Annotated in this window: 22 protein-coding genes; 13 read left to right on the plus strand and 9 right to left on the minus strand. The window is 55.5% G+C overall.

Annotated elements, in window-relative coordinates; genetic code table 11:
• Positions 1-343: 343 nt before the first annotated feature.
• The 3 genes from aphA (at position 344) to BFV65_RS01530 (ending at position 1942) form a co-directional block, all read left to right on the plus strand.
• On the plus strand, positions 344-1057 hold the full coding sequence (gene aphA, locus BFV65_RS01520) for an acid phosphatase AphA (protein WP_069596150.1): 714 nt from the start codon (positions 344-346) through the stop codon (positions 1055-1057).
• 112 nt (positions 1058-1169) lie between these two features.
• A complete protein-coding gene (locus BFV65_RS01525) occupies positions 1170-1586 on the plus strand; it encodes a secondary thiamine-phosphate synthase enzyme YjbQ (RefSeq protein WP_023299095.1) in 417 nt (138 codons plus the stop codon).
• Between the two features lie 2 nt (positions 1587-1588).
• A complete protein-coding gene (locus BFV65_RS01530) occupies positions 1589-1942 on the plus strand; it encodes an MmcQ/YjbR family DNA-binding protein (RefSeq protein WP_032627034.1) in 354 nt (117 codons plus the stop codon).
• A 3-nt stretch (positions 1943-1945) separates the two neighbouring features.
• Here BFV65_RS01530 and uvrA read toward each other — a convergent pair whose 3' ends face one another.
• The gene (gene uvrA / locus BFV65_RS01535) at positions 1946-4768 is read right to left on the minus strand and encodes an excinuclease ABC subunit UvrA (RefSeq protein ID WP_003860287.1); all 2823 of its coding nucleotides are present in this window, start codon (positions 4766-4768) and stop codon (positions 1946-1948) included.
• Positions 4769-5019: 251 nt separating this feature from the next.
• Here uvrA and ssb1 point away from each other — a divergent pair, with 251 nt between their 5' ends.
• Positions 5020-5544: a single-stranded DNA-binding protein SSB1 gene (gene ssb1, locus BFV65_RS01540; protein ID WP_003860284.1), complete on the plus strand. Its 525-nt coding sequence runs from the start codon at positions 5020-5022 to the stop codon at positions 5542-5544.
• 60 nt (positions 5545-5604) lie between these two features.
• On the opposite strand, the gene BFV65_RS01545 is transcribed toward ssb1, so the two are convergent.
• Positions 5605-5886, minus strand: a complete 282-nt coding sequence (locus tag BFV65_RS01545; protein ID WP_022646751.1) for a YjcB family protein — start codon at positions 5884-5886, stop codon at positions 5605-5607.
• 431 nt (positions 5887-6317) lie between these two features.
• Between BFV65_RS01545 and BFV65_RS01550 the strand changes: the two genes are divergently transcribed.
• Both BFV65_RS01550 and BFV65_RS01555 read left to right on the plus strand, forming a co-directional pair.
• Complete coding sequence (locus tag BFV65_RS01550) at positions 6318-7718, plus strand: sensor domain-containing diguanylate cyclase (RefSeq protein WP_069596151.1); 1401 nt, start codon at positions 6318-6320, stop codon at positions 7716-7718.
• A gap of 265 nt (positions 7719-7983) precedes the next feature.
• Positions 7984-9549, plus strand: coding sequence for a cyclic di-3',5'-guanosine monophosphate phosphodiesterase PdeC (locus BFV65_RS01555; RefSeq protein ID WP_069596152.1), 1566 nt, complete (start codon positions 7984-7986; stop codon positions 9547-9549).
• Between the two features lie 6 nt (positions 9550-9555).
• Here BFV65_RS01555 and soxS read toward each other — a convergent pair whose 3' ends face one another.
• A complete protein-coding gene (soxS, locus tag BFV65_RS01560) occupies positions 9556-9882 on the minus strand; it encodes a superoxide response transcriptional regulator SoxS (protein ID WP_003860277.1) in 327 nt (108 codons plus the stop codon).
• A gap of 98 nt (positions 9883-9980) precedes the next feature.
• On the opposite strand from soxS, the gene soxR reads away from it, so the two are divergent.
• The 4 genes from soxR (at position 9981) to BFV65_RS01580 (ending at position 14868) form a co-directional block, all read left to right on the plus strand.
• On the plus strand, positions 9981-10439 hold the full coding sequence (soxR, locus tag BFV65_RS01565; protein WP_003860275.1) for a redox-sensitive transcriptional activator SoxR: 459 nt from the start codon (positions 9981-9983) through the stop codon (positions 10437-10439).
• Between the two features lie 310 nt (positions 10440-10749).
• Positions 10750-11421 carry a glutathione S-transferase family protein gene (locus BFV65_RS01570; RefSeq protein ID WP_022646756.1) on the plus strand — a complete coding sequence of 224 codons (672 nt, stop codon included), beginning with the start codon at positions 10750-10752 and terminating at the stop codon, positions 11419-11421.
• 297 nt (positions 11422-11718) lie between these two features.
• Entirely contained in the window at positions 11719-13068 is a 1350-nt protein-coding gene (gene ghxP, locus BFV65_RS01575; RefSeq protein WP_022646757.1) for a guanine/hypoxanthine transporter GhxP, read from the plus strand.
• Positions 13069-13221: 153 nt separating this feature from the next.
• Positions 13222-14868 carry a Na+/H+ antiporter gene (locus tag BFV65_RS01580; protein ID WP_022646758.1) on the plus strand — a complete coding sequence of 549 codons (1647 nt, stop codon included), beginning with the start codon at positions 13222-13224 and terminating at the stop codon, positions 14866-14868.
• Positions 14869-15379: 511 nt separating this feature from the next.
• Here BFV65_RS01580 and BFV65_RS01585 read toward each other — a convergent pair.
• A complete protein-coding gene (locus tag BFV65_RS01585) occupies positions 15380-16267 on the minus strand; it encodes a LysR family transcriptional regulator (RefSeq protein ID WP_022646759.1) in 888 nt (295 codons plus the stop codon).
• Positions 16268-16369: 102 nt separating this feature from the next.
• On the opposite strand from BFV65_RS01585, the gene BFV65_RS01590 reads away from it, so the two are divergent.
• Positions 16370-16780, plus strand: a complete 411-nt coding sequence (locus BFV65_RS01590) for a CidA/LrgA family protein (RefSeq protein WP_022646760.1) — start codon at positions 16370-16372, stop codon at positions 16778-16780.
• Complete coding sequence (locus BFV65_RS01595; RefSeq protein ID WP_022646761.1) at positions 16773-17462, plus strand: LrgB family protein; 690 nt, start codon at positions 16773-16775, stop codon at positions 17460-17462. The genes BFV65_RS01590 and BFV65_RS01595 overlap by 8 nt, the downstream gene beginning before the upstream one ends.
• A 33-nt stretch (positions 17463-17495) precedes the next feature.
• Here BFV65_RS01595 and actP read toward each other — a convergent pair whose 3' ends face one another.
• From actP to acs, 3 genes are all read right to left on the minus strand, one after another.
• Complete coding sequence (actP, locus tag BFV65_RS01600) at positions 17496-19145, minus strand: cation/acetate symporter ActP (RefSeq protein WP_023299099.1); 1650 nt, start codon at positions 19143-19145, stop codon at positions 17496-17498.
• Entirely contained in the window at positions 19142-19456 is a 315-nt protein-coding gene (locus tag BFV65_RS01605) for a DUF485 domain-containing protein (protein ID WP_022646763.1), read from the minus strand. Before BFV65_RS01605 ends, actP begins: the two co-directional genes overlap by 4 nt.
• Positions 19457-19590: 134 nt before the next feature.
• Positions 19591-21549, minus strand: a complete 1959-nt coding sequence (gene acs, locus BFV65_RS01610; protein WP_023299100.1) for an acetate--CoA ligase — start codon at positions 21547-21549, stop codon at positions 19591-19593.
• 423 nt (positions 21550-21972) lie between these two features.
• Between acs and gltP the strand changes: the two genes are divergently transcribed.
• Positions 21973-23286 carry a glutamate/aspartate:proton symporter GltP gene (gene gltP / locus BFV65_RS01615; RefSeq protein ID WP_022646765.1) on the plus strand — a complete coding sequence of 438 codons (1314 nt, stop codon included), beginning with the start codon at positions 21973-21975 and terminating at the stop codon, positions 23284-23286.
• A gap of 83 nt (positions 23287-23369) precedes the next feature.
• Here the strand turns inward: gltP and BFV65_RS01620 are convergent, their stop codons facing one another.
• Complete coding sequence (locus BFV65_RS01620; protein WP_038415085.1) at positions 23370-24044, minus strand: tetratricopeptide repeat protein; 675 nt, start codon at positions 24042-24044, stop codon at positions 23370-23372.
• A gap of 121 nt (positions 24045-24165) precedes the next feature.
• Positions 24166-24318 carry a Hok/Gef family protein gene (locus BFV65_RS01625; RefSeq protein ID WP_023295770.1) on the minus strand — a complete coding sequence of 51 codons (153 nt, stop codon included), beginning with the start codon at positions 24316-24318 and terminating at the stop codon, positions 24166-24168.
• Positions 24319-24414 lie beyond the last annotated feature (96 nt).

Consider the following 24414-nt stretch of genomic DNA (forward strand, 5'->3'; position numbering starts at 1 on the left):
AGGAAACGCCTCAGCGATTTACAGCCGGACCAGAGCATCGCTGACAGCCCTCAGTCATTTAGAAAGCAACTTTATTGCTTCTGCATAAAAAAATTACTGGGGATCCCTCAGCCCTGTGGGAGAGGGCTGGGGTGAGGGCATCAGGCCGCAGAAAATCTTGCCCGGTGGCGGCTGCGCCTTACCGGGCCTACATCACTCATCCACACTTTGTGATCGTCTTCTTTTTATTCAGCTTCATAAGCAAAAACTCCTTTTCTTCCCCTCCCGCTGGGGTTATGGTCGGATAGTTTTTGACCATCCGCTCAAAATAAAAAGATAACAAACTGAATATTCAGGGGAAAACATGCGCAAGATCACACTGGCGCTCAGCGCCGCCTGCTTATTGTTCTCGCTTAATAGTACCGTTGTTGCGCGGGCTTCTGCACCCACGCCGCTTTACACCGGCACCACCGCCGCCATTCTTGCCGAACAGGCCCCCATTCACTGGGTTTCAGTGGCACAAATCGAAAACAGCCTGACGGGTCGCCCGCCGATGGCCGTGGGCTTCGATATTGACGATACCGTTCTCTTCTCCAGCCCCGGTTTCTGGCGCGGCAAAATAACGTACTCCCCGGACAGCGAAGCCTATCTGAAAAAACCGGAATTCTGGGAAAAGATGAACAACGGCTGGGATGAGTTCAGTATCCCGAAAGAGGTTGCCCGCGCGCTGATCGCCATGCACGTAAAGCGCGGCGACAGCATTTACTTCGTGACAGGACGTAGCCAGACCAAAACCGAAACCGTCTCGAAAACGCTACAGGATGATTTTCTGATCCCGGCGGCCAGCATGAATCCGGTCATTTTTGCCGGGGACCAGGAAGGGCAAAACACCAAAACCCAGTGGCTGGAAAAGAAAAATATCAAGGTGTTCTACGGTGATTCAGATAACGACATCACTGCGGCGCACGACGTGGGAGCAAGAGGCATCCGGGTGTTACGCGCCTCGAACTCCACCTACCGGCCGCTGCCAATGGCCGGTAAATTTGGCGAAGAGGTGATCGTTAACTCCGAATACTGATGCATTAACGGCGGGGTGAATGCTTTTTTAAGCAAATCTCGCCGCGCGGGTTTTACCTTTCGCTTTCTTGCTGCACACTTAGAAAGATTCATCTTTCAACACGGAGCAGCACATGTGGTATCAACAGACCCTGACCTTAAGCGCAAAACCACGCGGATTTCACCTGGTGACGGACGAAGTCATCGGGCAAATCCGCGACCTGCCGCGCGTCAAAACGGGTTTGCTACATCTGCTGCTTCAGCACACGTCTGCTTCTCTCACGCTCAATGAAAATTGCGATCCCACCGTCCGGTCTGACATGGAGCGGCATTTTCTGAAAACCGTCCCGGATAACGCCCCGTATGACCATGATTACGAGGGGGCGGATGATATGCCTTCGCACATCAAATCCTCTTTGCTGGGGGTCTCGTTGATGCTGCCGGTCCACAACGGACGGCTGCTGCTGGGAACGTGGCAGGGGATCTGGCTGGGAGAACATCGCATTCACGGTGGTTCGCGTAAAATTATCGCAACGCTACAAGGGGAATAAAGATGACAATTTCGGAGATACTTCAGTACTGCATGAGCAAGCCGGGCGCAGAACAGAGCGTTCACAGCGACTGGAAAGCCACGCAGATCAAAGTGGGTGAAGTGTTGTTCGCGATGGTAAAAGAGGTTGAGGGACGTCCTGCGGCATCGCTGAAAACCAGTCCTGAACTGGCCGACTTACTGCGCCAGCAGCACGATGATGTCAGGCCAAGCAAGCATCTGAATAAAGCACACTGGAGTACGGTGTTTCTCGACGGCTCGCTGCCAGATTCGCAAATTTACTACCTGGTAGATGCGTCGTATCAACAGGCGGTAGAACTGCTGCCGGAAACGATCCGACAGCAGCTCTCCGTGTAACGATTACAGCAACGGTTTGAGGAAGCGCGCGGTGTGCGAGGCTTCGCACTCTGCAACGGTCTCTGGCGTACCGGAGACGAGGATTTCACCGCCGCCGCTGCCGCCTTCCGGGCCGAGATCGACAATCCAGTCCGCGGTTTTAATCACGTCCAGGTTGTGCTCAATCACCACGATGGTGTTGCCCTGATCGCGCAGCTGGTGCAGCACGTCCAGCAGCTGCTGGATATCCGCAAAGTGCAGGCCGGTGGTCGGCTCGTCCAGAATGTACAGCGTCTGACCGGTACCGCGTTTGGACAGCTCACGCGCCAGCTTCACGCGCTGCGCTTCACCGCCGGACAGCGTTGTCGCTGACTGCCCCAGACGAATATAGGTCAGACCCACATCCATCAGGGTTTGCAGCTTACGCGCCAGCGCAGGGACGGCGTCAAAGAACTCGCGCGCCTCTTCGATGGTCATATCCAGCACTTCGTGGATGGTCTTGCCTTTGTACTTAATCTCCAGCGTTTCGCGGTTATAGCGCTTGCCTTTGCACTGGTCGCACGGCACGTAGATATCCGGCAGGAAGTGCATCTCAACCTTGATTACGCCGTCGCCCTGGCACGCTTCACAGCGGCCGCCGCGCACGTTAAAGCTGAAACGTCCTGGCGTGTAGCCGCGCGAACGCGCTTCCGGTACACCCGCGAAGAGTTCACGGACGGGCGTAAAGACGCCAGTATAGGTCGCCGGGTTGGAGCGCGGGGTGCGGCCAATCGGGCTCTGATCGATATCGATAACCTTGTCGAAATGCTCCAGCCCCTGAATGTCGCGGTACGGTGCAGGCTCGGCCAGCGTCGCGCCGTTCAGCGCCGTCTGCGCAATCGGGAACAGCGTATCGTTGATCAGCGTCGATTTACCGGAACCGGACACGCCGGTGATGCAGGTAAACAGCCCGACAGGCAGCGTCAGGGTCACGTCTTTCAGGTTGTTGCCGCGCGCCCCGGTTAGCTTCAGCACTTTTTCCGGGTTCGCCGCCACGCGCTGTTTTGGCACTTCAATTTTGCGCTTGCCGCTCATGTACTGGCCGGTCAGCGACTCGGGTACCGCCATAATGTCTTTCAGCGTCCCTTCTGCCACCACCTGTCCGCCGTGCACGCCAGCGCCCGGGCCGATGTCGATCACGTGGTCTGCGGCGCGAATGGCGTCTTCGTCGTGCTCAACCACAATCACCGTGTTGCCAAGGTTACGCAGGTGAACCAGCGTGCCGAGCAGGCGTTCGTTGTCGCGCTGGTGCAGGCCGATAGACGGCTCATCCAGTACGTACATCACGCCGACTAAGCCCGCGCCAATCTGGCTCGCCAGACGGATACGCTGGGCTTCACCGCCGGAGAGCGTTTCAGCCGATCGGGAAAGCGTCAGGTAGTTCAGGCCGACGTTCACGAGGAACTTGAGGCGATCGCCGATCTCTTTCAGCACTTTTTCGGCGATTTTCGCGCGCTGGCCGGAGAGCTTCAGGTTGTTGAAGAAGTCCATTGCGTGACCGATGCTCATGTCTGAGATGGTCGGCAGCGCCGTGTTTTCGACAAACACGTGACGCGCTTCGCGACGCAGACGTGTACCCTCGCAGGTGGCGCAGGAGCGGTTGCTGATGAACTTCGCCAGCTCCTCGCGCACCGCGCTGGATTCGGTCTCTTTGTATCGGCGCTCCATGTTGTGCAGCACCCCTTCGAACGGGTGGCGACGCACGGAAGTGTCACCGCGATCGTTCATGTACTTGAACTCGATGTTCTCTTTGCCGGAACCGAACAGGATCACTTTATGTACGTTCGCGCTCAGGCTGGCCCACGGGGCTTCAACGTCGAACTTATAGTGCTCTGCCAGCGATTTCAGCATCTGGAAGTAGTAAAAATTACGCTTATCCCAGCCGCGAATGGCGCCACCCGCCAGCGACAGCTCCGGGTTCTGGATCACGCGGTCCGGGTCGAAATATTGCTGAACGCCGAGGCCGTCACAGGTCGGGCACGCGCCCGCTGGGTTGTTGAACGAGAACAGGCGCGGTTCCAGCTCGCGCATGCTGTAGCCGCAAATCGGGCAGGCGAAGTTGGCGGAGAAGAGCAGCTCTTCCGCTTTCGCATCGTCCATGTCTGACACCACCGCCGTGCCGCCCGACAGTTCCAGCGCCGTTTCAAAGGATTCCGCCAGACGCGTCGCCAGATCTTCACGTACCTTAAAGCGGTCAATCACCACTTCGATGGTGTGTTTCTTTTGCAGCTCCAGCTTTGGCGGATCGGACAGGTCACACACTTCGCCATCGATACGGGCGCGGATATAGCCCTGGCTTGCCAGGTTTTCCAGCGTTTTGGTGTGTTCACCCTTACGCTCTTTAATGATTGGCGCCAGCAGCATCAGGCGTTTGCCTTCCGGCTGAGACAGCACGTTATCCACCATCTGGCTGACGGTCTGGGCCGCCAGCGGAACGTCATGATCCGGACAACGCGGCTCGCCCACGCGCGCATACAGCAGACGCAGGTAGTCATGGATTTCGGTAATGGTACCGACCGTAGAACGCGGGTTATGCGATGTGGATTTCTGCTCAATGGAGATAGCAGGAGACAACCCTTCAATGTGGTCGACATCCGGTTTTTCCATCAGCGACAGGAACTGACGCGCGTACGCCGAGAGCGATTCAACGTAACGACGCTGTCCTTCGGCATACAAAGTGTCGAAAGCCAGTGAGGATTTGCCAGACCCCGAAAGCCCGGTCACGACGATGAGTTTGTCGCGAGGGATTATGAGGTTGATATTCTTGAGATTGTGGGTGCGGGCGCCCCGAACTTCGATCTTATCCATTCACCTTTCCCGGTTGGAACACGGATTGCCTGATTTGTTTGAAGGACAAACGGCTGTCAGAAACGGCTAATTATGACACAAAATGACCTGTTTGAATATACAGTATTGGAATGCATTTTCTGATTCACTGTGTAACAATGTCGAGTCCGCGAGAGAACTCTGGAACATGCTACGCAACTATCAAAGTGTCGCATGGAAATGGTACACTCGCGCGTTTACACTATTAAGAAACGTATTCAGGAGACACGAACATGGCCAGCAGAGGCGTAAACAAGGTGATTCTCGTCGGTAATCTGGGCCAGGACCCGGAAGTACGCTACATGCCGAGTGGTGGCGCAGTTGCCAACATTACGCTGGCTACTTCCGAATCCTGGCGTGATAAAGCGACCGGTGAAATGAAAGAGCAGACCGAATGGCACCGCGTTGTGCTGTTTGGCAAACTGGCTGAAGTGGCCGGTGAGTATCTGCGTAAGGGTTCTCAGGTCTATATCGAAGGCCAGCTGCGTACCCGCAAATGGACCGATCAGTCCGGTCAGGAAAAATACACCACGGAAGTGGTGGTGAACGTTGGCGGCACCATGCAGATGCTGGGTGGCCGTCAGGGCGGTGGCGCACCGGCAGGTGGCGGCCAGCAGCAGGGCGGTTGGGGTCAGCCTCAACAGCCTCAGGGCGGCAATCAGTTCAGCGGCGGCGCACAGTCTCGTCCTCAGCAGCAGTCTGCTCCGGCACCGTCTAACGAACCGCCAATGGACTTCGACGACGATATCCCGTTCTGATATCCAGACGCGTGAAACACAAAAAACCCAGACAATGTCTGGGTTTTTTATAACAGGCTATCAGGTAATCACCATCGGCCAGTCTGGCGGAGTGTGGCTCATGGCTTCAACCATCACCACTTTAATGTTTTCCCAGACGGCGGCCATATCCACCAGCGTAATGCCGAGCAAACCTGTCGCGAACCAGCATGCGGCACCCAACCCTAACAGGGTGCTAATCACAGCAAGACCTGCGTAGTCGGACTTTCGGAACTGAATGTTTAACGTGCTGGCCAGGAACATCAAAACCGCGCTCAACAACGGCCAGCGCAGGAGCACCATGCTGGTGGTAATGGTTGCCATAAAACCCATCCTCGACAAAACAGACGAACTGGAATGAAACAATGTTTCTCGTTACATAAGATGTGTGAACTATATCACATTTGCTGTTTTATTCGCCAGTATCGAATGAGGTAAAAGTGGGTTTATAACCGGGGAAAATATATCGTACTCGCTCAGATCGGCGCTTAGCCGGAATTTTTATTTTTAATTCATTCAGATAGCAAAACCTTTGCAAAACACCCTCGGCTGTATAGCGTTTACAGCAGTATGTCTATGGATTATGCTTGTGTGGAACAATAAATGTACCCGCAAAAATAATTCATCACATTGAATTATTTGGATTTTTATTCTTTTTTAACACTCAGCATACTCTCTGATTTCGTGGTCTTATTCTTTTATTCAGATATGAGTTATTGCGGTTGCTCTCTCGATTAATGACCTGCGAAAAGATAATGAAAGAAAAAAGACGCGAGATTATTAACGACAGCATGCAGGCTCTGCACGCCCTGGCGAAGCTGATGCCACAACTCAACGCGCAGTGTTCGCCGGTTGAAATGCTGGAAATCATCAACAGCGCACTGGGGGCAAATCTCTCGTGGGTCAGTGTCGAATCCGCAGACGGGCCGCGCGTGGTTTGTGCCGGCGACGTGACGTGTCACGCCTTCAACGTGGCGGATTTTCTTGCCAGCACCCTGTTGCAACGGCATCACCGCGCCTGGCGCGTTATCTACTGGAAAGAGCATATTGGCCGGGCGGTATTTTCCCCTCAGCACCCGGGCTATGCGCGGCTGCAAAGCGGCGTGCTGTGTAAACTCTCAGCGCATGGCAGACAGTGCAGTGGTTATTTCTTTTTGGCTTTTAATGAAAAACTGACCTCGTTACCGATATTGAAAAATATCGTGGTGGTATTGGTCGAGAAGCTAAAAGATTATTTTGATGACATCATCGTGCGGGAAAAAACAGCGCAAGAGATGCAGCGCGTCGTCACGCAATATAAAACTTTATTTGAACGTGCTCCGGTATTGATGAACGCCTTTGACAGACATAACCGGTGTGTATTGTGGAACGCCGAATGCGAAAAAGTCTTTGGCTGGAGTATGACTGAAATCGGCGAGCACCCCGATCCGCTGGCCCTGTTTTACCCGGATCCCGAGGAGCGACAGCGCGTGCAGGAGTCGGTTCGTTTCGCACCACTTAAGGATATGTACGAATGGCACCCGGTGCGTAAAGACGGGACGCCGTTAACCATCCTCTGGTCAAACATCCTTTTACCGGATAACTCCATTCTCAATATTGGCCTCGATATCACCGAACGTAAAAAAGCAGAACAGCAGCTGACCGTCAAAGCCACCACGGACGATCTGACGGGCTGTCTGAATCGCTCGACAATTTTACAGCGGCTCAAAATGGCGCTGGCAGCCAGTTCGCCGCAGGATGTCAGTAGCCATTTCTGTCTCCTGATGTTCGATCTCGATTATTTCAAGCAGATCAACGATCGGTGGGGACATCAGGTTGGCGATGCGGCATTGATTCACTTTTGCGACCGTATTCGCGAAGTGAGCCCGGCCGGGTCGGCACTGGGACGGGTAGGGGGCGAAGAGTTTGTTCTTCTGCTGGCGCGTATGGATGGTATGGCCGCTACGTTGCTCTCTTCCCGGCTGCGTGCCGCGCTGATCTCAAAACCGCTGCGTGTGGGCGATAAAACGCTGGTACTCTCTTTCAGCGCCGGGGTGGTTGAAGTCTGTCAGGGGCAACGGGATACTTCTGCCATACTGATGCGTGCTGATAAGGCATTATATGACGCCAAGCGTACGGGAAGAGGAAAAACGGTTCTGGCGTCTGATTATTTATAAATCAGCATAAGAACAAAGGGCAGGCTATTTCAGCCAACAAATTTTCCACACCTGTCGCGGGTAATTATTATCCTTATCAGAAACGAAATGAATACTTTTAGTTTGGCTTACGGGAAAATATTATCGGCATCACGAATTTTAGGATTTTTAATACCAAAAGTCAGTTGCTAACTTCCCATGATTCATGCAACGTAATCACCTGTTTATCAAAGCAGCCGGTCTTCATTGCTACAGGCGTACAACATGCAGGGATACAGAGCGGGAAATGAATCGTAGCGCGCGGCGCAAAATGCTCAAAGCGGTCGGGATTATCATGGTAGTTATGCTGCCGGTGATGCTTGCGCTATGGTTTGCCCAGCTTAGAGCCGTGTCGGAAATCAGCGCTCAGCTGCGCACGTTTGCTGAACTTGCTTTAAACAAAACTGAACGGGTTATTCAACAGGTTGATATGGCCCGGGAAGACGCAGAAAAATATCAGGGTAAAGTGTGTACGCCGGAGCATCGTCAATATATGTTGAACGTTTCCCGCGGTCGCCTTTTTGTTGCCGATTTAATTTATGCTGAAGGCCAGGACTTTCTCTGCTCGACCCTTTTTACGCCGGCTCATCCTTACATCATCCCCGCTGCCAATTACACACGTAAACCCGACGTTGCTATCTATTATTTTCGCGATACGCCATTTTTTAATGGTTATAAAATGATATATATGCAGCGCGGAAATTATGTCGCAGTGGTCAACCCGCTTTCGTACAGTGAGGTGATGTCAGACGATCGTTCCCTGTCGTGGGGAGTGTATGACACCGTCAGCAATGCATTCTTTTCTGTGAGTCAGAAAGCCAATATTTCTTTATTGCATTCGATGCTCCGACATCAGGAAACGACTTTTCAGAAAGATGACCGTTTTTATACGATTGTAAAATCAGAGCAGAGGCCCATTGCGGCCATCGTTTCAACCTCCAATGCCCGTTTTTATAAAACGCTTTATCATCAGGCTACTCTGACACTACCGCTGGGGATGATTTGCAGCATTATTATTTTGCTGGTGTGGTCGCGAACACACCGTGAATTCAATTCGCCTGGCCGACTTCTGCACCGGGCGTTGAATAAACGCCAGCTGTGCGTCCATTATCAGCCCATTATTGATATAAAAAATAACCAGTGCGTGGGAGCAGAGGCGTTGTTGCGCTGGCCAGGATTCAACGGTCAGGTTATGAGCCCGGCGGAATTTATTCCCCTGGCCGAAAAAGAGGGGATGATTGAGCGCATTACGGATTACGTCGTGGAGGAGGTGTTCACCGATCTGGGCCATTTTCTTGCCGCTCACCCCGATCTGTATGTCTCGATTAACCTGTCGGCGTCGGATTTTCACTCTTCGCGTCTTATCGCCCTGATCTCCGACAAAGCCCGCTTTTACTCGGTTCGCGCGCAGCAAATAAAAATTGAGGTGACGGAGCGGGGGTTTATTGACGTGCCGAAAACCACGCCGGTCATTCAGGCGTTTCGCCAGGCGGGGTATGAAGTGGCGATTGATGATTTCGGAACCGGCTACTCTAACCTGCATAACCTCTATTCGCTGAACGTCGATATCCTGAAAATCGACAAATCTTTTATCGATACCTTAACCACCAACAGTACCAGCCACCTGATTGCCGAGCACATCATTGAGATGGCGCAAAGCCTGCGGCTGAAAACCATTGCGGAAGGAGTCGAGACGGGGGAGCAGGTGAGCTGGCTGCTGAAGCGTGGCGTGCAGTATTGTCAGGGATGGCACTTCGCGAAAGCGATGCCGCCCCAGGCATTTATGGCCTGGCAGCAGCAACCCTTGCGTTAACACGCATTAATTGAGCTGATGGCGGTAGTCGCTCGGCGTACGGTCAAACTCGCGGCGGAAGACGCGGGAAAAGGTCTGCTGCGACACATAGCCCAGATCCATTGCGATATCAAAAATGGGCCGCTGCGTTGAGCGTAACGCCTGCGCCGCCAGCAGGAGCCTGCGCTGGCGAATGTAGTCACCCAGCGTTTGATGCATTACGGTGCGGAACATTCTCTGTAAATACCATTTCGAATAGCCCGACTTCTTAGCGACCACATCAATGTTCAACGGCTGGTCGATATGTTCATCAATCCATTCAATAAGCGTCTGAATAATTTGCTGATGCGACATAAGGTTACCCCTCTGTGGAGACATCTGTCCTGGTTGATTCGTCGTTTTCTCTGCGGGGGAGTATAATTCCTCAAGTTAACTTGAGGTAAAGAGGTTTTATGGAAAAGAGATTACCGCGCATCAAAGCGCTGTTAACCCCCGGTGAAGTGGCGAAACGAAGCGGCGTGGCGGTGTCGGCGCTCCACTTCTATGAAAGCAAAGGGTTAATAAAAAGTATCCGTAACGCCGGAAACCAGCGGCGCTATACCCGCGATGTGCTCCGCTACGTGGCGATTATCAAAATTGCGCAACGTATCGGCATCCCCCTGGCTACCATCGGCGACGCGTTCGGCGTATTGCCGGAAGGACACTCGCTGAGCGCGAAAGAGTGGAAGCAGCTGTCGTCCCAGTGGCGAGAAGAACTGGATCGTCGTATTCACACGCTGGTGGCCCTGCGCGATGAACTGGATGGCTGCATTGGTTGCGGGTGTTTATCACGTAGCGATTGTCCGCTGCGTAACCCGGGTGACAGGCTGGGCGAGCAGGGAACAGGGGCGCGGTTGCTGGAGGAGGATTGAAAGGTGTTTGCCGGGTAAGGCGCAGCCGCCACCCGGCAACAAGCATAAAGAACTAAAGCGCCACTAAGGGCGCTTTAGTTTTTTCCGGTCTTTGTCTTTCTCTCTATCCCGCTGGCTCACGGGAGGGTTTCCCCCGACATCAGTACTCCTCGTGTCGAGCTTGTGGAGGAGGTTCCGGTTTGTACTGACACTTTAATTCTATGCCCGGCCGCCGTTTTTGCCACCGGAGATGATGAGATTTTAGCCGAATTTTTTTCGTGAAGTTGTTCAGTTTTCTATAGTTAAAAAGTATGAATCACCGGAGAACATCATGCTAACGGTCCACCACCTTAACCAGTCTCGTTCCCATCGCGTCCTCTGGGCGCTGGAAGAGCTGGGTCTGACATATGAGATTGTGCGCTACCAGCGCGAAAAAACCATGCTCGCACCAGACGCGCTCAAAAAAGTGCATCCGCTGGGAAAATCCCCGGTACTGGAAGATAACGGACTGGTTCTGGCTGAATCAGGCGCGATTCTGGAATATCTTCAGGAAACGTACGATTCGGCGTCACGATTCAAACCGTTAGATCCCGCTCATAAAGTGCAGTATCGCTTCTGGCTGCATTACGCCGAAGGATCTTTGATGCCGCTGCTGTTAATGAAGCTGGTATTTAACAGCCTCGGCAAACCCCCCGTCCCGTTTGGCCTGCGCACGCTGGGTAAGGCGCTGGGGCAGGGGGTGCAAAAAGCGTATCTCAACCGCCAGCTGGAAACGCATGCGCGCTTTATTAACGACCATCTTGCCGAAAACAGCTGGTTTGCCGGCGACACGCTGACCATGGCGGACATCCAGATGAGTTTTCCCCTCTTCGCCCTGCTGGCGAGAGGCGGCATCGACAATCTCGACCACATAGCGGCGTGGAAACAGAGAGTGGAGGCACGTCCGGGCTGGCAGACAACGCTTGCGAAAGGCGGCCCGCTGACGATACCCGGCGGGGGATGAAATGTAACGAAATTGCGCATGGACGATAACGTTTGCGCATCCTCTGCTTAATTCTTCATCGTCATGAGGCAATTTTAGCGAAAAACGAGAAAGTTCAGTTGAAAAGGGCGGGTATTAGGCTAGATAATCGTTTGCCTACATTTGACCACCCGTTTTGTAAGCGCGGAGCTAAACGTTTGCTTTTTTTGTGACGCCCCTTTCGTCGCAAACGCAGCACAAGGATTTGACGTTTCGCTGGCAGTGGAGTCTCCACCACGCTTACGGACTTTCAATAAAAATTTTCAGGGGATGTTTTCTATGTCTACGCCATCTGCGCGTACCGGCGGTTCACTTGACGCCATGTTTAAAATTTCTGCTCGCGGCAGCACCGTGCGCCAGGAAGTTGTTGCCGGTCTGACGACGTTTCTGGCGATGGTGTACTCCGTCATCGTGGTGCCGGGCATGCTCGGCAAAGCCGGTTTCCCGCCAGCGGCGGTCTTTGTTGCCACCTGCCTGGTTGCGGGTGTGGGTTCGATTGTGATGGGCCTGTGGGCGAACCTGCCGCTGGCGATCGGGTGCGCCATCTCCCTGACCGCGTTTACCGCCTTCAGCCTGGTGCTGGGCCAGCATATCAGCGTCCCGGTAGCGCTCGGCGCGGTGTTCCTGATGGGTGTACTGTTCACCGTGATCTCTGCTACCGGCATCCGTAGCTGGATTTTGCGCAACCTGCCGCAGGGCGTGGCGCACGGCACCGGTATCGGCATCGGCCTGTTCCTGCTGCTGATCGCCGCCAACGGCGTGGGTCTGGTCATCAAGAACCCGCTGGACGGCCTGCCGGTTGCGCTGGGTAACTTCGCGAGCTTCCCGGTAATTATGTCGCTGGTGGGGCTGGCGGTGATCATTGGCCTGGAAAAATTGAAAGTGCCGGGCGGCATTCTGCTGACCATTATCGGCGTGTCCATCGTCGGCCTGATTTTCGACCCGTCCGTTCATTTCTCCGGGATTTTCGCCATGCCGTCGCTGAGCGATGACAACGGTAACTCCCTGATTGGCAGCCTGGATATTGTGGGCGCGCTGAACCCGGTGATCCTGCCAAGCGTGCTGGCGCTGGTAATGACCGCGGTGTTTGACGCCACGGGCACCATCCGCGCGGTGGCGGGGCAGGCTAACCTGCTGGACAAAGACGGCCAGATCATTGACGGCGGCAAAGCGCTGACCACCGACTCCCTGAGCAGCGTTTTCTCTGGCCTGGTGGGTGCAGCGCCAGCGGCAGTGTACATTGAGTCCGCAGCGGGTACGGCGGCAGGCGGCAAAACCGGCCTGACGGCTATTACCGTTGGCGTACTGTTCCTGCTGATCCTGTTCCTCTCTCCGCTCTCTTATCTGGTGCCAGCTTACGCGACCGCACCTGCGCTGATGTACGTCGGCCTGCTGATGCTGAGCAACGTGGCGAAAATCGACTTTGCTGACTTTGTTGATGCCATGTCCGGCCTGATCACCGCGGTCTTTATCGTGCTGACCTGTAACATCGTGACCGGCATTATGATCGGTTTCGCCTCGCTGGTGATTGGACGTCTGGTCTCCGGTGAGTGGCGCAAGCTGAACATCGGTACCGTTGTCATCGCCGTTGCGCTGGTAGCGTTCTACGCGGGCGGCTGGGCAATTTAAGTTATCCATTGATGCGAAAACGGGTGGCTCAGGCCGCCCGTTTTTATTTTCAGGACTCATCCCGTTGTCTTTTACGTTACTCTGGAGAGGATAGAATAAGAGGCACGACGCCTCAGGTTTGGCTTAAAAAGAAACACAGCAAACAGGGAACGCATGGAAATTTTCTTCACAATACTCATCATGACCCTTGTGGTCTCATTATCCGGGGTGGTTACACGCGTACTGCCCTTCCAGGTCCCCCTGCCTTTAATGCAAATAGCTATCGGCGCGCTGCTGGCGTGGCCGACGTTCGGTCTGCACGTGGAGTTCGATCCGGAACTGTTCCTCGTGCTGTTTATCCCGCCGCTGCTGTTTGCCGATGGCTGGAAAACGCCGACGCGCGAATTTCTTGAGCACGGGCGAGAGATCTTCGGTCTGGCGCTGGCGCTGGTGGTCGTTACCGTGGTCGGGATTGGTTTCCTGATCTACTGGGCCGTACCGGGGATCCCGCTTATACCCGCCTTTGCGCTGGCTGCCGTGCTGTCGCCGACCGACGCCGTGGCGCTGTCCGGCATTGTGGGCGAAGGGCGCATTCCTAAGAAAATCATGGGCATTTTGCAGGGCGAGGCGCTGATGAACGACGCTTCCGGCCTGGTCGCCCTGAAGTTTGCCGTGGCGGTAGCCATGGGCACCATGGTCTTTACCGTCGGCGGTGCAACCCTCGAATTCTTCAAGGTGGCGATTGGCGGTATCCTCGCAGGCTTTGTTGTAAGCTGGCTGTACGGTCGTTCGCTGCGCTTCCTCAGCCGCTGGGGCGGCGATGAACCGGCGACGCAGATCGTCCTGCTGTTCCTGCTGCCGTTCGCCTCTTACCTGATTGCCGAACATATCGGCGTGTCGGGCATTCTGGCGGCGGTAGCCGCGGGGATGACCATCACCCGTTCCGGCGTGATGCGCCGGGCGCCGCTGGCGATGCGTCTGCGCGCGAACAGTACCTGGGCGATGCTCGAGTTTGTCTTTAACGGCATGGTGTTCCTGCTGTTGGGCCTGCAACTGCCGGGCATTATGGAATCTTCGCTGATCGCGGCCGAAGCGGATCCAAACGTTGAAGTCTGGATGCTGTTTACCGATATCGTACTCATCTACCTTTCGCTGATGCTGGTGCGTTTCGGCTGGCTGTGGACGATGAAGAAGTTCAGCGTTCGCTTCCTGACCAAAAAGCCGATGGAGTTCGGCTCCTGGACCACGCGCGAGCTGCTGATTGCCTCTTTCGCGGGCGTTCGCGGGGCGATCACCCTTGCTGGTGTGCTCTCCATTCCTCTGCTTCTGCCGACGGGCGACGTCTTCCCGGCGCGCTACGAGCTGGTGTTCCTGGCGGCGGGCGTGATCCTCTTCTCCCTGTTTGTCGGCGTAATTATGCTGCCGATTCTGCTGCAGCATATTGATGCGGGTGACACCTCGCAGCAGCATAAGGAAGAGCGGATTGCCCGTGCGGCGACGGCGGAAGTAGCGATTGTCGCCATCGAGAAGATGGAGGAGCGTCTGGCCGCCGATGCCGAAGAGAACATTGATAACCAGCTGCTGAAGGAAGTCAGTTCACGCGTGATCGGTAATTTGCGTCGCCGTGCTGACGGACGTAACGACGTGGAAAGTTCGTTGCAGGAAGAGAACCTCGAGCGCCGTTTCCGCCTGGCGGCGCTGCGCTCCGAGCGTGCCGAGCTGTATCACCTGCGCGCGACGCGGCAGATCAGCAACGAGACGCTGCAAAAGCTGCTGCACGATCTGGATCTGCTGGAAGCGTTGTTGATAGAGAATCAGTAGCGCTGTAATTGCCCGGTGGCGCTGCGCTTACCGGGCCTACGTGCTCGATCGGTTCCCTCTCCCGGTGGGCTGAGGGTTCCCCAGTAATTTTTTTATGCAGAAGCAATAAAGTTGCTTTCTAAATGACTGAGGGCTGTCAGCGATGCCCTGGTCCGGCTGTAAATCGCTGAGGCGTTTCCTGCAGGCCGGGGCGAGGCGCAGGGATGCGCCGAGAGGGCGGCTTTACAGGGACGTTGCCTCCGCCCGTACCCGATAAGCCGGAAGGAATAAGCCGAGGGCACCGCGAAGCGGCGATTTACCGCCGGGAGCCCGGGTCGCCAGGGTGGTGGCGACTGAGCCACCCTGGCACGTTCACCGGTCATGTCGTTACAGAGTAGCAAGGACATAAAGTGAACGGAATGACCACCACCGCCGTATGTTCCCCTCACCCTAACCCTCTCCCCGGAGGGGCGAGGGGATTGCTCAGTGCTCGCATTAATTTGTGGGGAACCCTCAGCCCTATGGGAGAGGGTTAGGGTGAGGGTACCCAAAACCCCTCACAGCATTGCAACCACGCCTGTGCGCTGTGCGACAGATACACCCCTTCACGCCAGATCATCCCTAACTGCCAGTGCAGATCGCTCTCCAGCGGGATCCAGCGCAGCGTGTTTTTATCCAGCCGCTCGCAGATCGGCTGCGGCAGAATGGCTATCCCCACGCCCGCCTGTACCATCGCTGCCAGAAAATCCCACTGGCCGCTGCGCACCGCAATGCGCGGCTTTACGTTGTGCTGGTTAAACAGCGCCATCAGCTGGCGGCTTAAGGCGAAATCTTCGTTGTAAATTAGCAGCGGGTGTTCGCCGAGCAGCTCGGGTTTTACTGATTCAATCTTCAGCCAGTCGCCGGAGCGCGGCACCAGCACGCACAGCGGGTGGCTGAACAGCGGCAGCGTTGCCAGCCCGCTCTCTTCTTCCACGGGAAGGGCCGTCATGGCCACGTCCAGTTCACCGTTCATCACCGCCTGCTGCACGGTCAGGCCGCCAAATTCAGAAATTTTTAGCTCAACGCCGGGATAGCGCTGGCGAAACAGGCTAATCGGCCCGGCCATCATCATGCCGACCATCGGCGGAATGCCGAGCCGCAGCAGCCCTTTTGTCAGGTGGTTGATGTCCCCAAGCTCGGCCTCCAGCTGGCGGAACTCCGCCAGAATTGCCAGCCCGCGCTCGAACACCACGCGACCGGTATCGGTCAGCAGCAGCTTGCGCCCGTCGCGGATCAGGAGGGTACAGTTCAGCTCATCTTCGAGGTTTTTCAGCATCTTACTGATGGTAGGCTGGGTTACGAATAACTTCTCCGCTGCGCGGGTAAAACTTTGCTGGCGAACCACCTCGACAAAATAGCGCAGCGTTCTTATGTCCATGATTATTCCTCGAAACTATACCTTCGATGATTTTAATTCATTTCAGTCGATACCGTACGCTCACTATACTGGCGCCTCGTCTCATTTCTGAGGAAAACCCCCATGGCCGTGGCGTTAAGCCGTGTTACGCCTGCCGTTGTTCAACGACTCCAGGTACCGGTTCAGGTACTGCTCTACGCGGGACTGTTTGTTTTTGCTGAATATCTTGTCGACTGGCTGAACCTGCCTTTACCCGCCAACCTGGTGGGAATGGTGCTGATGCTGACGCTGATCCTCTGTCGCGCGTTGCCCCTTAGCTGGGTGCGGGCCGGTGCGCGCTGGCTGCTGGCGGAGATGCTGCTGTTCTTCGTTCCGGCCGTGGTGGCGGTGGTGAATTATGCGCAACTGCTGATGGTCGACGGCTGGCGCATCTTTGCGGTTATCGCCCTGAGCACGCTGATGGTGCTGGGCGCCACCGCCTGGGTGGTGGATAAAGTGTATCGCTTTGAAATCAGCAGGCAGAAGCATGACTAACTTTCAGATAAGCGTGCTATGCCTGATTGCGACAGTCGTCATTTACTTTGCCAACAAGCGCCTGTATCGCCGCTTTCGCACGCTGCCGCTGATGCCGCTGGTCTTTACGCCGATCCTGCTGGTGCTGATGCTGGTCTTCGGCCATATCTCCTGGCAGAACTACATTGGTGAATCCCACTGGCTGCTGTGGCTGCTCGGCCCGGCGACTATCGCCTTTGCGGTGCCGGTGTATGACAACCTGGCAATTATTAAACGCCACTGGATGTCGCTCAGCGCGGGTGTCGTCACCGCGACGGTAGTGGCGGTGTGCAGCTCGGTCTGGCTGGCGCGGCTGTTTACCCTGTCTGATGAAATCCAGCGCAGCCTGGCGGTACGCTCGGTGACCACACCGTTCGCGCTGGCGGCGGCTAAACCGCTCGGCGGACAGCCGGATCTGGTGGCGCTGTTTGTGGTGGTGACCGGCGTGTTCGGCATGGCAGTGGGGGATGTGCTGTTTCTGCGCCTTTCCATTCGCGAAGGGATGGCGAAAGGGGCAGGGTTTGGCGCGGCGTCGCACGGGGCGGGGACGGCACGTTCGTATGAGCTGGGACAGCAGGAAGGCGTTGTTGCAAGCCTGGTGATGATGCTCTCGGGCGTGACAATGGTATTAATCGCGCCGCTGGTGGCGTGGGTGATGTTTTAAGTTCCCCGGCCAGAGCGACCGGGGAGAAAAGGTTTAGTGCGCGCGGCCCTGCTCAACACCCAGGCCTGTTTGCGAGCGGATAAACTGGGCGCGGAATTTCTCACGCTCCAGGTTACCCTCCGGCGAGTTGTCGGTCGCTGAGAAGAACCAGATCCCAATAAACGCCACGGCAATGGAGAACAGCGCCGGGTATTCATACGGGAAGATAGCGCTTTCGTGACCGAGGATCTGCACCCAGATGGTCGGGCCGAGGATCATCAGAATCACCGCCGTCAGCAGCCCCAGCCAGCCGCCAATCATCGCCCCACGGGTGGTCAGTTTTGACCAGTACATGGAGAGCAGAATGATCGGGAAGTTACAGCTTGCCGCAATCGAGAAGGCCAGCCCCACCATAAAGGCGATGTTCTGCTTCTCGAACAAAATCCCCAGCAGGATGGCGACGACGCCCAGCACCAGTACGGTGATTTTGGAGACTTTCAGCTCATCGCGCTCACTTGCACCTTTGCGGAAAACGTTGGCGTAGAGATCGTGCGATACCGCAGACGCACCAGCCAGCGTCAGCCCGGCAACCACCGCGAGGATGGTGGCGAAGGCCACGGCAGAGATAAAGCCGAGGAACAGGTTACCGCCTACCGCGTCGGCCAGATGCACCGCCGCCATGTTGTTACCGCCGATAAGCGCGCCCGCCGCGTCTTTAAACGCCGGGTTTGCCCCCACCAGCATGATCGCGCCAAAGCCGATGATAAAGGTCAGTATGTAGAAGTAGCCCATAAACCCGGTGGCGTAGAACACGCTTTTACGCGCTTCACGTGCATCAGACACCGTGAAGAAACGCATCAGGATATGCGGCAGGCCAGCGGTACCGAACATCAGGCCGAGACCGAGCGAGAGCGCGGATATCGGATCTTTCACCAGCCCGCCCGGGCTCATGATCGCTTCCCCTTTCGGGTGCACTGACATGGCTTCGGTAAACAGATTATTGAAGCTGAACCCGACGTGCTTCATTACCATAAAGGCCATAAAGCTGGCGCCGAACAGCAGCAGTACCGCTTTGATGATCTGTACCCAGGTGGTGGCCAGCATGCCGCCGAACAGGACGTACATCACCATCAGCACGCCTACCAGCACCACCGCGACGTGGTAGTTCAGACCGAACAGCAGCTCGATCAGTTTGCCCGCGCCGACCATCTGGGCGATGAGATAGAGCGCCACCACCACCAGCGAACCGCAGGCGGAGAGCATGCGGATGGGGCCTTGTTTGAGGCGGTATGAAGCTACGTCTGCAAAGGTGTAGCGGCCAAGGTTACGCAGGCGCTCGGCAATCAGGAACAGAATGATCGGCCAGCCGACGAGGAAGCCGAGGGAGTAGATCAGGCCGTCATACCCCGAGGTATAAACCAGCGCGGAGATCCCGAGGAACGAGGCGGCAGACATAAAGTCTCCCGCAATCGCCAGCCCGTTCTGGAAGCCGGTAATGTTGCCGCCCGCGGTGTAGTAATCGTTACGGGAGCGCACGCGTTTCGACGCCCAGTAGGTGATGTAAAGCGTTAGCACCACGAAAATCAGGAACATGATAATCGCCTGCCAGTTGGTTGGCTGGCGCTGGACCTCGCCGGTAAGGGCATCTGCCGCATGGGCAGCAAAGGGAAGTGTGGCGGCAAGCGCCGTCAGGACTCGCTTCATGATGCTTTTACCTCGCGCAGAACTTCTCTGTTAAGACGATCGAATTCACCGTTCGCACGCCAGACATACACACCTGTCAGCACAAACGAAATAACGATAACGCCAATGCCAATTGGGATGCCGCGCGTAACGCTGGTTCCGGCGTGCAGCGGCGTACCGAGCCACTGCGGCGCAAAGGCGATCAGCAGAATAAAGCCGACGTAAATAACCAGCATGATGATGGAAAGGATAAAGGCAAACCGTTGCCGTTTTTCGACGAGCTCCCTGTAGTGCGCACTATTCTCTATCTGCTGACAAATATCGTTATTCATCACAGAGTCTCCAAAGGTAAGGTTGGTTTGTTTTTATCCCCTCTCCCCTATGGGGAGAGGGTTAGGGTGATGGAAGGAAGGTGCGGTCTGATGCCCTCACCCCGGCCCTCTCCCACGGGGAGAGGGAGAAAACACTAGGAAGGCATTGCGATGGCCTGCTTCTCTTCGAGCAGTTTGTCCACCACGCCAGGATCGGCAAGCGTTGAGGTATCACCGAGGTTGCTGGTGTCGCCTGCTGCGATTTTGCGCAGAATACGACGCATAATCTTGCCGGAACGGGTTTTCGGCAGTGAGTCGGTCCAGTGCAGCACGTCCGGCGTGGCCAGCGGGCCGATCTCTTTACGCACCCAGTTGCGCACCTCGGTATACAGCTCTGGCGACGGCTCTTCGCCGTGGTTCAGGGTGACGTAGGCGTAGATCGCCTGGCCTTTGATGTTGTGAGGAATGCCGACAACTGCCGCTTCGGCAATCTTCGGATGCGACACCAGCGCAGACTCAATCTCCGCCGTGCCCAGACGGTGGCCGGAAACATTCAGCACGTCGTCCACGCGTCCGGTGATCCAGTAATAACCGTCTTCGTCCCGGCGCGCGCCGTCGCCGCTGAAGTACATGTTTTTAAAGGTTGAGAAGTAGGTCTGTTCGAAGCGCTCATGGTCGCCGAACAGGGTACGCGCCTGGCCAGGCCAGGAATCGACGATCACCAGGTTGCCTTCGGTGGCCCCTTCCTGCGGATTGCCTTCGTTGTCCACCAGCGCGGGCTGCACGCCGAAGAACGGACGGGTGGCCGAACCGGCTTTCAACTGCGTGGCGCCCGGCATCGGGGTGATCATGAAGCCGCCGGTTTCGGTCTGCCACCAGGTGTCCATCACCGGGCACTTCTCGTTGCCGATCTTCTTCCAGTACCACTCCCAGGCTTCCGGGTTGATCGGCTCGCCCACGGAACCGAGGATGCGCAGGGAAGAGCGGTCGGTCCCTTCGATGGCTTTATCGCCTTCCGCCATTAATGCGCGGATCGCCGTTGGCGCGGTGTAGAGAATGTTGACCTGATGCTTATCGACCACCTGGCACATACGCGCCGGCGTTGGCCAGTTAGGTACGCCTTCAAACATCAGCGTCGTTGCGCCGCAGGCCAGCGGGCCGTACAGCAGGTAGCTGTGACCGGTGACCCAGCCCACGTCGGCGGTACACCAGTAGATGTCGCCCGGATGGTAGTCGAAAACGTATTTAAAGGTGGTGGCCGCGTAAACCAGATAGCCGCCGGTGGTATGCAGCACGCCTTTCGGCTTACCGGTGGATCCGGAGGTATAAAGGATAAACAGCGGATCTTCCGCGTTCATCTCTTCCGGCTGATGCTGGTCGCTTGCGTTTTCAATCAGATCGCTCCACCACAGGTCTCGGCCCTCGTGCCAGTCAATGTTGCCGCCCGTGCGTTTGAAGACAATGACGTTATGGATGGATTTCACGTTCGGGTTTTTCAGCGCTTCATCGACGTTTTTCTTCAGCGGAATGCCGCGCCCGGCACGCACGCCCTCGTCAGCGGTGATCACCAGCTTTGAGTTCGAGTCGACGATACGTCCGGCAACCGCCTCCGGCGAGAAGCCACCAAAAATAACGGAGTGGATCGCGCCGATGCGCGCGCAGGCCAGCATAGCCACCGCGGCTTCCGGCACCATCGGCATATAGATCGCCACCACATCGCCTTTTTTAATGCCCTGGGCCAGCAGCACGTTGGCGAAGCGGCAGACGTCGCGATGAAGCTCTTTATATGAGATGTGTTTGCTCTGAGAGGCATCGTCGCCTTCCCAGATAATGGCCGTTTCGTTGCCGCGTTCGGCAAGATGGCGGTCCAGGCAGTTCGCCGCCAGGTTCAGCGTGCCGTCTTCATACCATTTAATGGAGACGTTGCCCGGCGCGAAAGAGGTGTTCTTTACCTTCTGATAAGGTTTGATCCAGTCGAGGATGTGGCCCTGTTCACCCCAGAATGCGTCAGGGCTGGAAATGGACTGCTGGTATTTCTCCTGGTACTGCTCCGGGCTTATCAGGCAACGGTCCGCAATGTTTGCGGGAATGTCGTGTTTGTGTATTTGGCTCATGGCTTTTTTTCTCCTTGTAAGATGTTAATAATATGTCGCAAAAACGTTAATAGTAGGGGCTTTACAAGCTTTGTTTAGTATTTGGGCGACAGATCACGCAATGTCTGAAGAGTATGAAAATTGAGCGAATGAAACTTTGAAGGGAAATAATTCATCTGAAGAATTATTCACTTTTTTGTTTGTAAAAGTTTTTTCATAACAATCGGTTATTGATGTGGATTGCTATTAATTACCGTCAATGACGCTTTTTGCAGTGAAATGCCTTGTTCTTTAAGGCTTGCGCAGCATGCCGTGCAAATGATACTCATACGGCGCGTTAAAAAATCCCATAAACCAACGCAACACAATTCATACCCTTTCAGTATGTCTCCATATTCATGCAGTTTTGATGGTGCGGAGATTTCATTGAGGAAGTCAGTTTCTATGAAAAATTTGAAAGTCAGCCTGGCCTGGCAGATCCTGCTGGCCCTTGTGCTGGGCATCTTGCTGGGCAGTTACCTCCATTATCATAGCGACAGCCGCGAGTGGCTGATTGCGAACCTTCTCTCGCCAGCGGGCGATATCTTTATTCATCTGATCAAGATGATTGTTGTGCCGATTGTGATCTCGACGCTGGTGGTCGGTATTGCCGGGGTAGGTGATGCGAAACAGTTAGGCCGCATCGGCGTTAAAACCATTCTCTATTTCGAAGTGATCACCACGGTTGCCATCATTCTTGGTATCACCCTGGCGAACGTGTTCCAGCCAGGTTCCGGGATTGATATGTCGCAGCTGGCGACGGTGGATATTTCGAAATATCAAAGCACCACCGCCGACGTGCAGAGCCATTCGCACGGTCTGATGGGCACAATTCTGTCACTGGTGCCGACCAACATTATCGCGTCAATGGCGAAGGGCGAGATGCTGCCGATCATCTTCTTCTCGGTGCTCTTTGGTCTGGGGCTTTCTTCCCTGCCCGCGACGCACCGTGAACCGTTGGTAACGGTGTTCCGCTCTATCTCTGAAACCATGTTCAAAGTTACCCACATGGTGATGCGCTATGCGCCGGTGGGTGTTTTTGCGCTGATCGCCGTAACCGTGGCGAACTTCGGCTTTGCTTCCCTGTGGCCGTTGGCGAAGCTGGTGATTCTGGTGCACTTCGCGATCCTGTTCTTCGCGCTGGTGGTGCTGGGGATTGTGGCGCGCCTGTGCGGGCTGAGCATCTGGATCCTGATCCGCATTCTGAAAGATGAGCTGATTCTGGCGTACTCCACGGCAAGCTCCGAGAGCGTGCTGCCGCGTATCATTGAGAAGATGGAGGCCTACGGTGCACCGGCGTCCATTACCAGCTTCGTTGTACCGACCGGTTACTCCTTCAACCTGGATGGTTCAACGCTGTATCAGAGTATTGCGGCAATCTTTATCGCTCAGCTGTACGGCATTGACCTGTCGCTGTGGCAGGAAATCGTGCTGGTGTTGACCCTGATGGTGACCTCAAAGGGTATCGCAGGCGTGCCGGGCGTCTCCTTCGTGGTGCTGCTGGCGACGCTGGGCAGCGTCGGTATTCCGCTGGAAGGCCTGGCGTTTATCGCCGGTGTGGACCGTATCCTCGACATGGCGCGTACCGCGCTGAACGTGGTGGGTAATGCGCTGGCGGTGCTGGTAATCTCCAAGTGGGAACACAAGTTCGACCGTAAAAAAGCGCTGGCGTATGAACGCGAGGTGCTGGGTCGTTTTGATAAAACGGCTGACCAATGATGTAAAAATGCCGGGTGGCGGCTTCGCCTTACCCGGCCTACATAACCGTAGGCCCGGTAAGCGCAGCGCCACCGGGCAATAATTTACTCCCCGCTCAACGCATCAAACTCTTCACACCCGGTATCAAACCCTTCCGTACAGCTCAGGTTTAACCAGTAAAGCGCTTTCTGTTTATTCGGTGTGATAAAGCCTTTCTCACCCTGCCTGAACAGCATGCCTGCCCAGTACTCCGCATAGCCCGTCCGGGACAGAGCCGAACTCCGCTTGAACCACGCCGCAGCCTGCACGTCATCCTGAGGGACTTCAACGCCGTTGGCATAGATCAGCCCCAGCAGCTGTTGCGCGTCTACCGCCGAGTCACTATCGATGTCTTCGGTCGCCGTTTGCAGCAGTTTAATGGCCTGCGGGTAGTCGGTCTTGCCTGCTTGCGTGTTCACCAGCACCCGCGCCAGCATGATCGCGCCGCGTTTGCTGCCCGCAATGTTTGCCTGTTGGGCCAGAGCTTTGGCCTGTGCGTAGTCGCCCTGCGTAAAGAGGATTTGCGATAGCAGCGCCATGGCGTCGACATTGCCGCCTTTCGCCGCTTTCTCGGCCCACAGCGCGGCCTGCTTGCTGTCGCCGGAGCTGAAGTACGTATCGGCAAGATAATACTGGGCGCGCGCATCACCGGCTTCCGCCTGTTTTCGATACTGGCTGCCTATCTCATCGGCACGGGCAAAGGCGGTTAAAAATAACAACAACAGAAAAATGGCTTTCATGGATTCTTATCATCGGGGTACATGCCGCGCAGTATAATCGCGGTGACAGAAGAAAAAAACGGGTGCGTTAAGACCTCAGCATCCCACAAGCCGGGCGGAACACGCGTTCCACCCGAAGAGGTTAGCCTGCGTTACAGGCTAATTTCGCCGCCACCTCCTGATGTTCACTCTTTATTGAAAACTCGCAGAGCTTATCGCGAGTAATAAAGGTAAAGATCACTATCGTCAGGCAAATAATAAAGACGATGCCTAACGTAGTTTTTAATGGCGTCATGCCTTTTACTCCTTGTGAAAAAAAGAATAAGAGGCTACTCTCAACTTGTTGGGGTTGAGGGGTAGCCTCGGGTAAATGCAAATTTCCCGGGGCTTT

Source organism: Enterobacter hormaechei subsp. hoffmannii (assembly GCF_001729745.1).
GTDB classification, from domain to species: domain Bacteria; phylum Pseudomonadota; class Gammaproteobacteria; order Enterobacterales; family Enterobacteriaceae; genus Enterobacter; species Enterobacter intestinihominis.